Genomic DNA, 13,069 nt, shown 5'->3' with positions numbered 1-13,069 from the left:
CTATATCAGGACTAGTCAGTGTCATTCAGACTACTTGATCTGGATATTGTTGGTGACGGAGGTGACGCCTTTCACGCCGCGGGTGATTTGCACTGCACGGCTGGCTGAGGTCGGGCTGGAAACGAAACCGCTCAGCTGAACGCGGCCTTTAAAGGTCTCTACGTTAATCTCGGTAGATTTCAGCGAGTCATCCTTCAGCAGCTCGGACTTGACCTTAGTGGTGATCACCGTGTCATCAATATAGCCGCCGGTGCCTTCCTGAGTTGCCGTCGGGGCACAGGCGCTGACTGAGATAGCCACAACGGCCGCAATGACCATACCGGTTAAAACTTTAAACAACTTCATTATCTTCTCCCTGTCATTCAATGATTGGCGAAAGCCGGATGTACAGAATCACTCTGCTTCAGAAGCTTAGCCCTGTGCAGAAAAAATTCCAGCTCTGGAGGTAATAAGGAGTGAAAAAATAATGCCTTACCCGGTCGGATAAGGCATTCAGGCGGTATTAACGCGTGGCGGCCTTCAGGGCGCTGACGAACGACTTCAGTTCGGCGAGCATCACCGGCGGATTATCAACGTTCTTCTCAATGATTTTCACGATAGCGGAGCCGGAAATAGCCCCCGCAGCGCCAGCGCTCAGCGCTTCTTTTACCTGGCCCGGTTCTGAGATACCAAAGCCCTGCACCGGCGGCGCGGCGTGATATTCACGCAGCTTGTCAACCAGGTGCTGTAACGAGTGGCTGACGCCGCGAGTTTCGGTGCCGGTGACGCCAGCACGCGACAGCAGGTAGGTATAGCCCCGGCCGTGCGAGGCAATTTCACGCAGCAAATCATCACTGGCATTCGGTGGGCAGATAAAGATCGGCGCGATGTTATGACGCAAGGCGGACTGACGGAAAGGGGCTGATTCTTCCACCGGCACATCAGCAATCAACACGGAGTCGACGCCAGCCTGCTGGCAGCGGGCATAGAAGTTATCGATGCCGTTGGAAAACACCAGGTTGGCATACATCAGCAGACCAATGGGGATATCCGGGTATTTCTGGCGAATCGCGGCCAGCATTTCGAAACAGTGTGACGGTGTCACGCCAGCCGCGAAGGCGCGCAGGGCAGCGCCCTGGATGGTTGGGCCATCGGCCAGCGGATCGGAGAAGGGTATCCCCAGTTCCAGGGCATCTGCTCCCCCTTCGACCAGCGCATCAATAATCTGTAAAGAGAGCTCTGGAGTCGGATCGCCAAGCGTAACGAAAGGAACAAAAGCGCCTTCTTTCGCGGCATCAAGACGTTTAAAAAGCTGATCGTAACGCTCCATCAGATTTCTCCCTTAGCTGTCAGAATATCGTGAACGGTGAAAATGTCTTTATCGCCGCGACCGGAGAGATTGACCACCAGAAGCTGCTCTTTTTCCGGGGCTTCCCGCATCATTTTTAACGCGTAGGCCAGTGCGTGAGAAGACTCCAGCGCCGGAATGATGCCTTCGCTACGGCAGAGGATCTTGAAGGCGTCCAGCGCTTCATCATCGGTGATCGAGACATATTCCGCCCGCCCAATGCTGTTGAGATAGGCATGTTGCGGGCCGACTGAAGGGAAGTCCAGACCGGCAGAGATCGAGTAAGACTCTTCAATCTGTCCATCTTCGGTCTGCATCATCGGTGACTTCATGCCGAAATAGATGCCTAAGCGACCATGCTTGAGCGGCGCGCCGTGTTCGCCGGACTCAATGCCGTGACCGGCCGGCTCCACGCCTATCAGGCCGACGGACGCCTCGTCGATGAAATCAGCAAACATGCCGATGGCGTTTGAGCCCCCGCCTACGCACGCCACAACGGCATCCGGCAGACGACCTTCCTTTTCGAGGATCTGCGCTTTGGTCTCTTCACCGATCATGCGCTGGAATTCGCGGACGATTGTCGGGAACGGGTGAGGGCCAGCGGCAGTACCGAGCATGTAGTGCGAGTTAGCATAACTGGCGGACCAGTCGCGCAGGGCTTCGTTGCAGGCATCTTTCAGCGTGGAGGAGCCGCTGTGCACCGGGATCACCTCTGCACCCATCAGCCGCATTCTGAAGACGTTAGGCGACTGACGCTCGATATCCTTGGCACCCATGTAGATCCGGCACTTCAGCCCCAGCAGCGCGCTGGCGAGCGCCGAGGCTACGCCGTGCTGACCGGCGCCGGTTTCGGCGATAATCTCCGTTTTGCCCATGCGCTTAGCCAGCAGTGCCTGGCCTAACACCTGGTTCGTTTTGTGCGCGCCGCCATGCAGCAGGTCTTCACGCTTCAGGTAAAGGCGAGTTCTGGTGCCCGCCGTGAGATTTTTACACAGCGTCAGCGCCGTCGGGCGTCCGGCGTAGTTTTTCAACAGGTCGGTAAATTCCGCCTGGAACGCCGGGTCGCTCTGGGCGTTGACGAACGCTTCTTCCAGCTGGCGCAGGGCTGGCATCAGGATTTGTGGCACATACATGCCACCGAACTCGCCGAAATAGGGATTTAATAACGTCATATCGCTTCTCTTTTCGCTACGAGGCAGCCGTGGCTGCCTCAACGGTCAGTACGCCTTCAGCGTGTTAAACACCGAGGCAATCTTCGAGGCATCTTTAATTCCAGGCGAGCTTTCCACCCCGGAATTGAAATCCAGACCGGCACAGCCGAGCTGCGCGGCTTCAACGCAGTTATCAGCCCCCAGGCCACCGGCTAACAGCACGTTGTCCAGCTGCTGTCCTTGCAGCAAAGACCAGTCAAAGCGCTGACCGCTGCCGCCGTTGCCGTTATCAAAGACGTAACGATCGACCTGTTGCCAGTCGCGGGCAGGAAGCGTTTCTTTAATGCTGAACGCTTTCCAAATCTGCACGTCGGCCGGAAGCTCAGCGCGCAGCGCCGCCACAAAGGCCCGATCTTCATCACCATGAAGCTGAACGGCCCTCAGCTTCAGCGTGTTGGCATAGGTGACAATGTCACTTATGCTGCTATTGCGGAACACGCCGACGTACTTGAGCGGCGCGCCGGCCATCACCTGACGGGCTTTCTCCGCGTCAAGCTGACGAGGGGAGCCTGCAGCGAAGATCAGGCCGCCGAATATCGCGCCGGATTGATGGGCGATGCGGGCATCTTCAGCGCGAGTCAGGCCGCACACTTTGTTGTCTCCAAGGATCACCCTGCGCACGGCGGCGGAGAGGTCATCTTCGGCCATCAGCGCCGAACCAATCAGGAAACCGTTGGCAAACTTGCTCAGCTCCCGCACCTGCGCATAGCGGTTAATGCCGGACTCGCTGATCACCGTTACGCCGTGGGCGACTTTCGGCGCCAGACGCCGGGTTCTGTCCAGATCGATCGACAGGTCGCGCAGGTCACGGTTATTGATGCCAACGACCTTCGCGCCCAGCGCGGTAGCCCTCTCAAGCTCTTCATCGCTGATCACCTCGGTCAGCACGCCCATGTTCAGGCTGTGCGCCACGGCGGCCAGCTGGCGATACTGTTCGTCGTTGAGCACCGAAAGCATCAGCAAAATGGCATCGGCCTGATGGAAACGCGCCAGGTATACCTGATACGGATCGATCATAAAATCTTTGCACAGCACCGGCTGAGTAGTCGCGGCGCTGACGATGGGCAGGAAATCAAAACTTCCCTGGAAATATTTCTCGTCGGTGAGGACCGAAACCGCAGAAGCGTAGTGCTTATAGACCCCGGCAATCGCGGCGGGATCGAAGTCATCGCGGATCAGCCCTTTGGACGGCGAAGCTTTCTTACATTCAAGGATGAAGACGGTTCTGGCTCCCTGTAGCGCGTGATAAAAGCTGCGGGTAGACGGCTTCACTTCGTTCTGGAAGGAGGACAGCGGCTGCTGCCGCTGGCGTTCTGCCAGCCAGACGGCTTTGTCCTGCACAATTTTCTTCAGTACGGTTTCCTGCATGATTATCCTCTTGCTGCAAGGGCGACAACGCGCTCGTAAGCCTGACCGCTGCGGATGGTGCGCAGCGCCTGCTGGGCATTCTCGCGTAAATCTTCATGACCAAATATCTTCAACAGCAGGGCGACGTTAGCGGCAACCGCCTCTTCGTGGGCGCGTTCGCCATTACCCTGGAGTAATCGCGCCAGAATGTCACGGTTTTCTTCCGGCGTGCCGCCTGCCAGCGCTTCCTGCGGGTAGCTGCTCAGGCCGAAATCTTCCGGCGTCAGCTGGTAGCTGGTGATCTCACCGTCGCGCAGCTCCGCTACGTGGGTCGCGCTGTGCAGCGCCACCTCATCCATCCCGCCGCCATGTACCACCGCCGCGCGCTGATAGCCTAATACTTTCAGCGTCTGCGCGATCGGCAGAACCAGCTCTGGACTGTAGACGCCAATCACTGCCAGCGGCGGGCGGGCCGGGTTGATCAGCGGGCCAAGCACGTTAAACAGCGTGCGGGTTTTCAACTGCTGGCGAACCGGCATAGCGTGACGGAAACCGCTGTGATACTGCGGCGCAAACAGGAAGCAGACATTCAGGTCATCCAGCGCCTGGCGTGCCTGTTCCGCAGGCAGATCCAGGCTGATGCCGAAGGCGGCCAGCAGATCGGACGAACCAGACTTGCTGGAGACGCTGCGGTTGCCGTGCTTGGCGACTTTCAGCCCGCAGGCGGCAGCGACAAAGGCGCTGGCGGTCGAAATATTAATGCTGTTGCTGCCGTCGCCGCCGGTGCCGACGATATCCGCGAAGGCATAATCGGGGCGGGGGAAAGGTTTCGCGTCCTCCAGCAAAGCGGTTGCCGCGCCGGCAATCTCTTCCGGGCGTTCGCCGCGAACCTTCATCGCAATCAGCACCGCTGCCAGCTGGGTTGGTTCCAACTGACCGGTAATGATCGCCGAAAACAGCTGGTGGCTTTCCGTCTGGGTCAGAGGTTTCGCCTGGTAAAGTTTTTCAAAAATAGCGTTCATCAATGTCTCCTTGTATTACGCCAGCGCCCAGGCGAGCGTTTGTTCCAGCAGGCGTGCGCCCTGAGTGGTCAGAATGGACTCCGGATGGAACTGGAAACCACAAACCCGATCCCTGTCGTGACGCACCGCCATTACCATGCCGTTAAAGGTGGCGTTCACCGTCAGCTCTTCGGGAACGTTACTGCCAACCAGCGAGTGATAGCGCGCCACCGGCAGCGGGTTGGTCAGCCCGGCAAACATGCCGATATCGTCATGCGCAATCGCCGACGCTTTACCGTGCAGGATCTCGCCAGCCTGGCCTACGTGGCCGCCGTAGGTTTCCACAATGGCCTGATGGCCTAAGCAGATGCCGATAATCGGCAGGCGGCCGCGCAGGCGGGTGAGCAGCTCCGGCATACAGCCCGCCTCGGACGGCGCGCCGGGGCCAGGTGACAGCATCAGCACCGGATTTTCCATCGCCTGTAGACGCTCAATCAGCGTTTCGGCCGCTACGCTATTGCGGTAGATCACCACGTTATGGCCAAAGGCGCGTAACTGGTCGACGAGGTTGTAGGTAAACGAGTCAATGTTGTCGAGCAGCAGAATATCGGCCATCAGAAAATCTCCTTGCAGTGATGTGCGGTAGCAATGGCGCGCAGCACGGCGCGGGCTTTGTTACGGCTCTCATCGGCTTCCGCCTGAGGAACAGAATCCAGAACCACGCCAGCGCCCGCCTGGACGGTAGCAACACCGTCTTCGACATAGGCCGAGCGAATGACAATACAGGTGTCCAGATCGCCGCTGGCGGTGAAGTAGCCTACCGCGCCGCCGTAGCTGCCGCGGCGCGTGCCTTCAGCACCGGCAATCAGCTGCATGGCGCGAACTTTAGGCGCGCCGCTCAGGGTGCCCATGTTCATACAGGCGCTGTAGGCGTGCAGCACGTCAAGATCTTCGCGCAGCGTTCCCACCACGCGGGATACCAGGTGCATTACAAATGAATAGCGGTCGACCTTGGTCAAATCAGCAACGTAGCGGCTGCCGGGTTGGCAAATGCGCGCCAGATCGTTACGCGCCAGGTCAACCAACATCAGGTGCTCGGCCAGCTCTTTATGATCGGTGCGCATCTCCAGCTCAATCCGGCTGTCAAGGTCGCGGTCCAGTGAACCATCGGCATGGCGGCCGCGTGGGCGGGTCCCGGCAATCGGATAAATTTCAATCTGGCGGTTGGTGGCGTCATATTTCAGCGAGCTTTCCGGCGAGGCGCCAAACAGGCTGAAATCCTGGTCCTGCATAAAGAACATATAGGGACTTGGGTTACTGTTTTTCAGCGTATCGTAAGCGGCGAGCGGAGAAGGGCATGGCAGTGAGAAACGGCGTGACGGAACGACCTGGAAGATCTCGCCGATACGAATCGCTTCCTGCATCTGGCGAACCACCGCACAGTACTCTTCATCGTTCTGATTAACGCTCAGCGCCATCTTTTCCACCCGCTGAACCGGCAGCGGGGGCGCTGGTTGCAACATCTGCGCGTGCAGTTGCTCGATGCGGCTTTGCAGGCGCAGGAATTCAGCGGGCGCGGGGGTGAACAGCGAGGCCTGAAGGCGAGCGGTCTGGCTCTGATGATCGATGACCAGCAGCGTTTCCGCCAGATAAAAGCAGTAGTCCGGGCAGCGCTGCTGGTTGTCCAGCGCCGGCAGATCCTCGAAACCCGCTACCAGATCGTAGGCAAACAGGCCGCCGAGCAACAGGGCTTCACGCTCCTCTTCCGGGCTGTTGACCAGCTGCGGGATCAGGCGCAGCGCGTCAAAAACGGAGGCTGCCTTGAGGCGGGAATCTTCGTCCTGCACGGCGGTATTTTTCGGGAAGGTCAGCTCGCGACCGTCCGGTCGGGCTGCGCTGATCGCTGTCGCAGGCAGCGCCGCGTCCAGCAGCGGTAAAATGGCGCGGCCATTCTCCGACAGCGCCTGGACGGTGACGGTATTGCCCAGCGCCCTGATGCGCAGCGCGCTGTCAACAATCAGCAGACTTTTCAGGTTCCGCTTGCTGTCGATATCAGCAGACTCGAGCAGTAGCGTGGCCGGACGCGCGCCGCACAGCTGGTGGAAAACCGCTGCCGGATCTTCGCGGTAGGGGGCGTTGCTGGTGATCAGCTTCACTGTATGTTTGGCATTTGGCATGAGGTCAGTTCTCTAAATTTTCCTAAAAAAAAAGCCCGCTTTCGGCGGGCCTGGGTATCTGCACAACGTCTGGTGACGTGCATGACTCCTTCGCCCGTTCAGGGTGAAGTGTGCCACCAACCAGTCATCATAGTCTTTGTCATAGTCATGATTCCGATACCCTTGCGTGTGAACTTGCGTACTAGTTAACTGGTTCGCAGTAAAAAAGTCAATACTCTTTTTCCCCACGCCGGGAATTCTGGTTATCATGCTGCGATAATTATCCGCCGACGCCGGAGTCGCCTTGACCGATTCAACCCCGCAAAATCCTTATCCCATCTACGACTTACACAGCCATACCCGCGCTTCGGATGGATTTCTTACCCCGGAAGAGCTGGTACTGCGGGCAGTGGAGCATCGTGTTGGGGTGCTGGCTATAACCGATCACGACACCACTGATGGCGTCCAGCCAGCTCGCGAAGCGGTGGTAAAGCATCAGCTGCCGCTAAAGATTATTGCCGGGGTGGAAGTGTCGACCCTGTGGGAAAATCATGAAATTCATATCGTCGGGCTGGGTGTTGACTGTGAGCATCCGCTGCTGATCGCTTTTTTGCAGGAGCAAAGCGAACGGCGCAGGGCCAGAGCGGAACTGATCGCTGACCGCCTCGAGAAGGCGCATATCCCCGGTGCGCTGGCCGGAGCGCTGGCGCTGGCGGAAGGCGGAGCCATTACCAGAGGGCATTTCGCCCGCTTTCTGGTGGCGCAGGGTAAGGCCGATACCATGGCTCAGGTTTTTAAAAATTACCTCGCCAGAGGCAAAACCGGCTACGTGCCGCCACAGTGGTGTACAATTAAACAAGCTATTGATGCCATTCATCATTCCGGCGGCCGGGCGGTGCTGGCCCATCCCGGACGCTACGGGCTTTCCGCCAAGTGGCTGAAACGGCTGATTGCTCACTTCGCTGAACAGGGCGGTGATGCAATGGAGGTAGCGCAGTGTCAGCAGGCGCCTGATGAGCGTACCCGGCTGGCTCGCTATGCCCAGGATTATCAGCTGGCGGCTTCGCAAGGTTCTGATTTCCATCAGCCCTGTCCGTGGATCGAACTGGGCAAAAAATTATGGCTTCCGGGAGGCGTTGAGGCGGTCTGGCTTCGCTTTCCGGAAATTGCATCCGGGTGATTTGACCCGGTTGCGGCAGACAAGAGGTTAGTAATGAGTCAATTTTTTTATATTCATCCGGAAAATCCGCAGCCAAGGCTGATCAAGCAGGCCGTGGAACTGCTGAATAAAGGCAGCGTGATTGTTTATCCGACGGACTCAGGCTATGCGTTGGGGTGCAGGCTGGAAGATAAAAATGCCATGGAGCGCATCTGCAAAATCAGAAAGCTGGACGGTAATCACAACTTTACGCTGGTGTGCCGCGATCTGTCCGAGCTGTCGACCTATGCGCATGTGGATAACACCGCTTTCCGGCTGATCAAAAATAACACGCCGGGAAACTACACCTTTATCCTCAAGGCGACAAAAGAAGTGCCGCGTCGTTTGATGAACGACAAGCGTAAAACGATAGGCTTAAGGGTGCCGTCGAACCCCATTGCGCTGGCGCTGCTGGAGTCACTGAATGAGCCGATGATGTCGACATCGCTGATGCTGCCGGGGAATGATTTTACCGAATCCGACCCTGAAGCTATTCAGGACAGCATTGGCAAGCTGGTGGATTTGATCATTCACGGTGGCTATCTGGGGCAGCAGCCGACCACGGTGATCGATTTAACTGAAAACACCCCGGAAGTGATACGCGAAGGGGTCGGCGACGTTCAGCCTTTCTTATAACCGCTTCACGCTCGCCAACCGACCAATTGTGGCGAGCGTTTCCGCATTAAGATTCATTTCGATCTCTGTTGCCGCCATTCAGCGCCTGACGGCCTGAAGCGGATCGCTGGCTACGTGAGTAGCCAGTCTCCGGGCGTTCGCGCCTGGTAAAATTACTGAAAAACTGGCTGTATAACAACCAGGGTTACACGGTGGTGAAAAGGATGTATAATAGCAGCGGCAACAAAGATTAAGTTATTGAAAATAAAAGATATTTTATTTTCGCCACGACGCCTGGGAAGGCGACACAGAGGTAGCGCCATGAGCGAAAAATTACAAAAAGTCCTGGCACGCGCCGGGCACGGTTCCCGCCGCGAAATCGAAACCATGATTTCAGCCGGGCGCGTCAGCGTCGACGGTAAGCTGGCCACGCTGGGTGACCGCGTGGACTCAAGTCCTGCAATTAAGATCCGTATTGATGGCCATCTGGTCTCCGTTGCGGAATCCACCACTGAAGTTTGCCGCGTGCTGGCTTATTACAAGCCGGAAGGTGAACTGTGCACGCGTAACGATCCCGAAGGGCGTCCTACCGTATTCGACCGTCTGCCTAAACTGCGCGGCGCGCGCTGGATTGCCGTTGGCCGTCTTGACGTCAACACCTGCGGTCTGCTGCTGTTCACCACCGATGGCGAGTTGGCTAACCGCCTGATGCACCCCAGCCGTGAAGTAGAAAGAGAATATGCCGTGCGCGTGTTCGGCGCCATTGATGACGACAAAATCAAGCAGCTGAGCCGCGGCGTACAGCTTGAAGATGGTCCGGCCTCCTTTAAAACGCTGAAGTTTACCGGCGGTGAAGGTATTAACCAGTGGTATAACGTGACGCTGACAGAAGGACGTAACCGTGAGGTTCGTCGTCTGTGGGAGTCGGTAGGCGTCCAGGTCAGCCGCCTGATCCGTACCCGTTACGGTGATATTACGCTGCCGAAAGGTTTGCCTCGCGGCGGCTGGACAGAGCTGGAACTGGCGCCAACCAACTATCTGCGGGAGCTGGTCGGTCTGCCGCCGGAAATCACCAGCAAAGTCGCGGTTGAGAAAGATCGCCGCCGCACCAAGGCGAATCAAATTCGCCGCGCCGTGAAGCGCCACTCTCAGGTGAGCAGCGGCAGCCGTCGTACTTCCGCTAAGCCTTCAGCAAAACGCGGCTAGATTAGATTACCCGCAGGCCGGAAGGTAAAAAACACCCGATGTTGTTCAGCATCGGGTGTTTTTTTATCTGCACCACGGGCCGTCCGGTTACCAGTCAATACCTTGCTGTGCCTGAATACCGGCGTCAAAGGCATGTTTTACCGGGCGCATTTCCGTCACCGTATCGGCGAGATCGAGGATTTCGCGGTGGCAGCCCCGGCCAGTGACAATCACGCTTTGCTGAGCAGGTCGGTGATTCAGCGCGCTCAGCACCTCTTGCAGCGGCAGGTAGTCAAAGCTGACCATATAGGTCAACTCGTCCAGCACCACCAGATCCAGCGTCTCATCCTGTAGCATTCGCTTACCGTGCTGCCACACTTCCAGACAGGCCCTGGTGTCCGTTTCGCGGTTTTGCGTATCCCAGGTAAAACCGGTCGCCATCACCTGAAACTCTACCCCCTGAGGCTCAAGCAAATTTCGCTCGCCGTTAGGCCATTCTCCTTTTATAAACTGAATAACCCCGACGCGCTTTTGATGACCAACCGCCCGCGTGGCCGTGCCGAAGGCGGCGGTAGTTTTCCCTTTGCCATTGCCGGTGAAAACCATCAGGATGCCGCGAACTTCAGTCGCGACGGCAATACGCGCATCAACTTTCTCTTTCAGCTTTTGCTGGCGCTGCTGGTGCCTGTCCTGCGCCATTACTCTGCCGCTCCGGGCTTACGTCCCGGCTGGGCATCGAAGCTGGTGCAGGTTTTTCGCCTGCTATCGTCGCCCATCAGGTAGAGATAAAGCGGCATGATATCGGCTGGCGTTTTCAGCTTGTTGGCATCCTCATCCGGGAAGGCGCTGGCGCGCATCTTAGTCCGGGTGCCGCCGGGATTGATGCAGTTGACCCGCAGATGCTTGCTGTCGTACTCATCGGCTAGCACCTGCATCATGCCCTCGGTAGCAAATTTCGAGACGGAGTAGGCGCCCCAACCAGCGCGGCCCTTACGGCCAACGCTGGAGGTGGTGAAGACCAGCGAAGCGCAGGACGATTTCAGCAGCAGCGGCAGCAAAGCCTGAGTCAGGAAGAAGGTGGCGTCGATATTCACCCGCATAACCCGCTGCCAGACCTGCGGATCCTGCTGGTCCATGGTGGCGATATCGCCGAGCAGCCCCGCATTATGCAGCACGCCATCCAGACGGGGTACGAATCCAGCCACCTCGCTCGCCAGTTGCTGGCAGCGTTCCGGCGTGGCTTGCTCTAAATCGAAGGTGAACCAGCGGGGCGCTTCTTTGCCGGTAGCGGCAATTTCATCGGCCACGGCCTGGAGCTTTTGCGCATTACGCCCCAGCAGAAGAACCTGCGCGCCATAGCGAGCGTAGGTCAGAGCGGCTTCCCGGCCAATGCCGTCGCTGGCGCCGGTGACAAGAATAATACGGTCGTTGAGCAGATCGTCTTTAGGCTGATAGTGCATGTCGCATTCCTCTGGCGGTGGTGAGGGTCAGTCACGGCGGCCTTGCCGCTAAGCCCTTGCCCGCAATCAATAATGTGCTTTATGCCCTAAAAAGGGGCGCAGTTCAATGTTCAGTAAAGGTAAAAGCGTGCGCTGCGGTGGGGATTCTGACGACGCCAGCCAGCGACTCGGCTACAATAGCTGCTGATATAATACGATGTTAAATAAGGCGGAATGAGTGGAATTACTCTCTTATTATGGGCTTTTCCTGGCCAAAACGGTCACCGTTGTGGTTGCCATTGCGGCAATTGCCGTCATCATCACCAATCTGGCGATGCGCAAGCGCGCGCAGGGCGGACAGCTTAAGCTGACCCATCTTGGCGACCGCTATCAGGAAATGAAAGATGACATGGTGCTGGCAAAAATGAAGCATCAGGATCAGAAATTATGGCACAAGGAGCAAAAGAAAAAGGACAAGCTGGAAGCGAAAGCGGCGAAGCAGCGCGCCAGGCAGGGCCTGAAAGCGGAAAGCAGCAAACCCACGCTGTTCGTGCTGGACTTTAAAGGCAGCATGGATGCCCATGAGGTCAGCTCGCTGCGTGAAGAAATTTCTGCGGTGATGGCGGTGGCGAAGGCGCAAGACGAAGTCCTGCTGCGGCTGGAAAGTCCTGGCGGCGTGGTGCACGGCTATGGTCTGGCCTCATCACAGCTCCAGCGTCTGCGTGAAAAGGGAATTCGCCTGACCGTGGCCGTCGATAAGGTGGCCGCCAGCGGTGGTTACATGATGGCCTGCGTGGCGGATCGCATCGTTGCCGCACCGTTTTCTATTATCGGCTCGATTGGCGTGGTCGCGCAGATCCCGAACTTTAATCGCCTGTTAAAGCGCAATGAAATTGACGTTGAGCTGCACACCGCCGGTGAGTACAAACGGACGCTGACCTTGTTTGGTGAAAATACCGAGCAGGGAAGGGAAAAATTCCGTGAAGATCTGAACGAAACTCACCTGCTGTTTAAGCAATTTGTTCATCAGATGCGTCCTGCTCTGGATATCGACAGCGTCGCCACCGGCGAGCACTGGTTTGGCACCCAGGCGCTGGAGAAGGGACTGATTGATGCTATCGGCACCAGCGACGATTTGATTATCGACCAGATGGCGAATCATGAAGTGATTGCCGTGCGTTTTAGCCGTCGTAAGAAAATGATCGACCGCTTTACGCAGAGCGCGGCTGGCAGCGCGGAACGCCTGCTGCTCCGTCTCTGGCAGCGGGGTGAAAAGCCGCTGCTGTAGGCGGTCTGGCGCTCGCTGAGCGGGCGCTAGTTTTCAACACAATAGACGGGAGAAAGCTCAACGGCCAGATACTTAAATACGTTAAAGACTACGGTGCTTTTCTCTCCTGGCAGCCCCTGTTCGTCTAAGAAATAATTGCCGCGAAAAATCAGCACGTCGGCTTTTTGCTCAACGTCCGTCGCTTCCAGACCAACAAAATAATCCTGATGTTCGACAATCAGCTCGTTAGCAATCCTGAGCAGGGCTTCACGATCTATCAGCTGAGGCTGAATCACGTTTTCTCTCCTTTATAGTACGCGTGC

12 protein-coding genes, 1 pseudogene and 1 other annotated feature are annotated in these 13,069 nt (G+C 57.3%); of the genes and pseudogenes, 4 read left to right on the top strand and 9 right to left on the bottom strand.

Features of this window, described 5'->3' with window-relative positions:
- Window positions 1–30: 30 nt before the first annotated feature.
- From NG99_RS20930 to NG99_RS20900, 6 genes and pseudogenes are all read right to left on the bottom strand, one after another.
- On the bottom strand, window positions 31–345 hold the full coding sequence (locus tag NG99_RS20930) for a BON domain-containing protein (protein ID WP_034897279.1): 315 nt from the start codon (window positions 343–345) through the stop codon (window positions 31–33).
- A 157-nt stretch (window positions 346–502) separates the two neighbouring features.
- Complete coding sequence (gene trpA, locus NG99_RS20925; protein ID WP_034897277.1) at window positions 503–1,309, bottom strand: tryptophan synthase subunit alpha; 807 nt, start codon at window positions 1,307–1,309, stop codon at window positions 503–505.
- Window positions 1,309–2,499, bottom strand: coding sequence for a tryptophan synthase subunit beta (gene trpB, locus NG99_RS20920; protein ID WP_034897275.1), 1,191 nt, complete (start codon window positions 2,497–2,499; stop codon window positions 1,309–1,311). Before trpB ends, trpA begins: the two co-directional genes overlap by 1 nt.
- A gap of 45 nt (window positions 2,500–2,544) precedes the next feature.
- Window positions 2,545–3,906: a bifunctional indole-3-glycerol-phosphate synthase TrpC/phosphoribosylanthranilate isomerase TrpF gene (trpCF, locus tag NG99_RS20915; protein WP_034897273.1), complete on the bottom strand. Its 1,362-nt coding sequence runs from the start codon at window positions 3,904–3,906 to the stop codon at window positions 2,545–2,547.
- Window positions 3,907–3,908: 2 nt separating this feature from the next.
- Window positions 3,909–5,501: pseudogene (gene trpD, locus NG99_RS30055) on the bottom strand (bifunctional anthranilate synthase glutamate amidotransferase component TrpG/anthranilate phosphoribosyltransferase TrpD).
- Window positions 5,501–7,063 (bottom strand): anthranilate synthase component 1, encoded by a 1,563-nt coding sequence (locus NG99_RS20900; protein WP_034897267.1) that lies wholly within the window; start codon window positions 7,061–7,063, stop codon window positions 5,501–5,503. The pseudogene trpD and the gene NG99_RS20900 overlap by 1 nt, the downstream one beginning before the upstream one ends.
- A gap of 25 nt (window positions 7,064–7,088) precedes the next feature.
- Window positions 7,089–7,188 (bottom strand) — a sequence feature (Trp leader region).
- 158 nt (window positions 7,189–7,346) lie between these two features.
- On the opposite strand from NG99_RS20900, the gene rnm reads away from it, so the two are divergent.
- From rnm to rluB, 3 genes are all read left to right on the top strand, one after another.
- Entirely contained in the window at window positions 7,347–8,222 is an 876-nt protein-coding gene (gene rnm, locus NG99_RS20895) for an RNase RNM (RefSeq protein ID WP_034897266.1), read from the top strand.
- Between the two features lie 33 nt (window positions 8,223–8,255).
- The gene (locus NG99_RS20890) at window positions 8,256–8,876 is read left to right on the top strand and encodes an L-threonylcarbamoyladenylate synthase (RefSeq protein WP_034897264.1); all 621 of its coding nucleotides are present in this window, start codon (window positions 8,256–8,258) and stop codon (window positions 8,874–8,876) included.
- Between the two features lie 300 nt (window positions 8,877–9,176).
- Window positions 9,177–10,061 (top strand): 23S rRNA pseudouridine(2605) synthase RluB, encoded by an 885-nt coding sequence (gene rluB / locus NG99_RS20885; protein ID WP_034897262.1) that lies wholly within the window; start codon window positions 9,177–9,179, stop codon window positions 10,059–10,061.
- 87 nt (window positions 10,062–10,148) lie between these two features.
- Here the strand turns inward: rluB and cobO are convergent, their stop codons facing one another.
- Window positions 10,149–10,739: a cob(I)yrinic acid a,c-diamide adenosyltransferase gene (gene cobO, locus NG99_RS20880; RefSeq protein WP_034897260.1), complete on the bottom strand. Its 591-nt coding sequence runs from the start codon at window positions 10,737–10,739 to the stop codon at window positions 10,149–10,151.
- A complete protein-coding gene (locus tag NG99_RS20875) occupies window positions 10,739–11,500 on the bottom strand; it encodes a YciK family oxidoreductase (protein WP_034897258.1) in 762 nt (253 codons plus the stop codon). The genes cobO and NG99_RS20875 overlap by 1 nt, the downstream gene beginning before the upstream one ends.
- A gap of 217 nt (window positions 11,501–11,717) precedes the next feature.
- Here NG99_RS20875 and sohB point away from each other — a divergent pair, with 217 nt between their 5' ends.
- On the top strand, window positions 11,718–12,767 hold the full coding sequence (gene sohB, locus NG99_RS20870; protein WP_034897256.1) for a protease SohB: 1,050 nt from the start codon (window positions 11,718–11,720) through the stop codon (window positions 12,765–12,767).
- Between the two features lie 26 nt (window positions 12,768–12,793).
- Here the strand turns inward: sohB and NG99_RS20865 are convergent, their stop codons facing one another.
- Complete coding sequence (locus NG99_RS20865) at window positions 12,794–13,042, bottom strand: DUF2498 family protein (RefSeq protein WP_034897255.1); 249 nt, start codon at window positions 13,040–13,042, stop codon at window positions 12,794–12,796.
- Window positions 13,043–13,069 lie beyond the last annotated feature (27 nt).

Origin of the sequence: Erwinia typographi (assembly GCF_000773975.1) — a bacterium.
GTDB lineage: Bacteria > Pseudomonadota > Gammaproteobacteria > Enterobacterales > Enterobacteriaceae > Erwinia > Erwinia typographi.
The sequence above is the reverse complement of the archived record's forward strand: the minus strand, read 5'-3'. Positions and strand labels throughout refer to the sequence as shown.

What these genes read in the sequence shown, in the direction of transcription:
- rluB (WP_034897262.1), top strand. Translation starts at nt 9,177, where the DNA reads ATGAGCGAAAAATTACAAAAAGTCCTGGCACGCGCCGGGCACGGTTCC.
- trpB (WP_034897275.1), bottom strand. Translation starts at nt 2,499, where the DNA reads ATGACGTTATTAAATCCCTATTTCGGCGAGTTCGGTGGCATGTATGTG.
- NG99_RS20900 (WP_034897267.1), bottom strand. Translation starts at nt 7,063, where the DNA reads ATGCCAAATGCCAAACATACAGTGAAGCTGATCACCAGCAACGCCCCC.
- trpA (WP_034897277.1), bottom strand. Translation starts at nt 1,309, where the DNA reads ATGGAGCGTTACGATCAGCTTTTTAAACGTCTTGATGCCGCGAAAGAA.
- NG99_RS20890 (WP_034897264.1), top strand. Translation starts at nt 8,256, where the DNA reads ATGAGTCAATTTTTTTATATTCATCCGGAAAATCCGCAGCCAAGGCTG.
- NG99_RS20875 (WP_034897258.1), bottom strand. Translation starts at nt 11,500, where the DNA reads ATGCACTATCAGCCTAAAGACGATCTGCTCAACGACCGTATTATTCTT.
- trpCF (WP_034897273.1), bottom strand. Translation starts at nt 3,906, where the DNA reads ATGCAGGAAACCGTACTGAAGAAAATTGTGCAGGACAAAGCCGTCTGG.
- NG99_RS20930 (WP_034897279.1), bottom strand. Translation starts at nt 345, where the DNA reads ATGAAGTTGTTTAAAGTTTTAACCGGTATGGTCATTGCGGCCGTTGTG.
- cobO (WP_034897260.1), bottom strand. Translation starts at nt 10,739, where the DNA reads ATGGCGCAGGACAGGCACCAGCAGCGCCAGCAAAAGCTGAAAGAGAAA.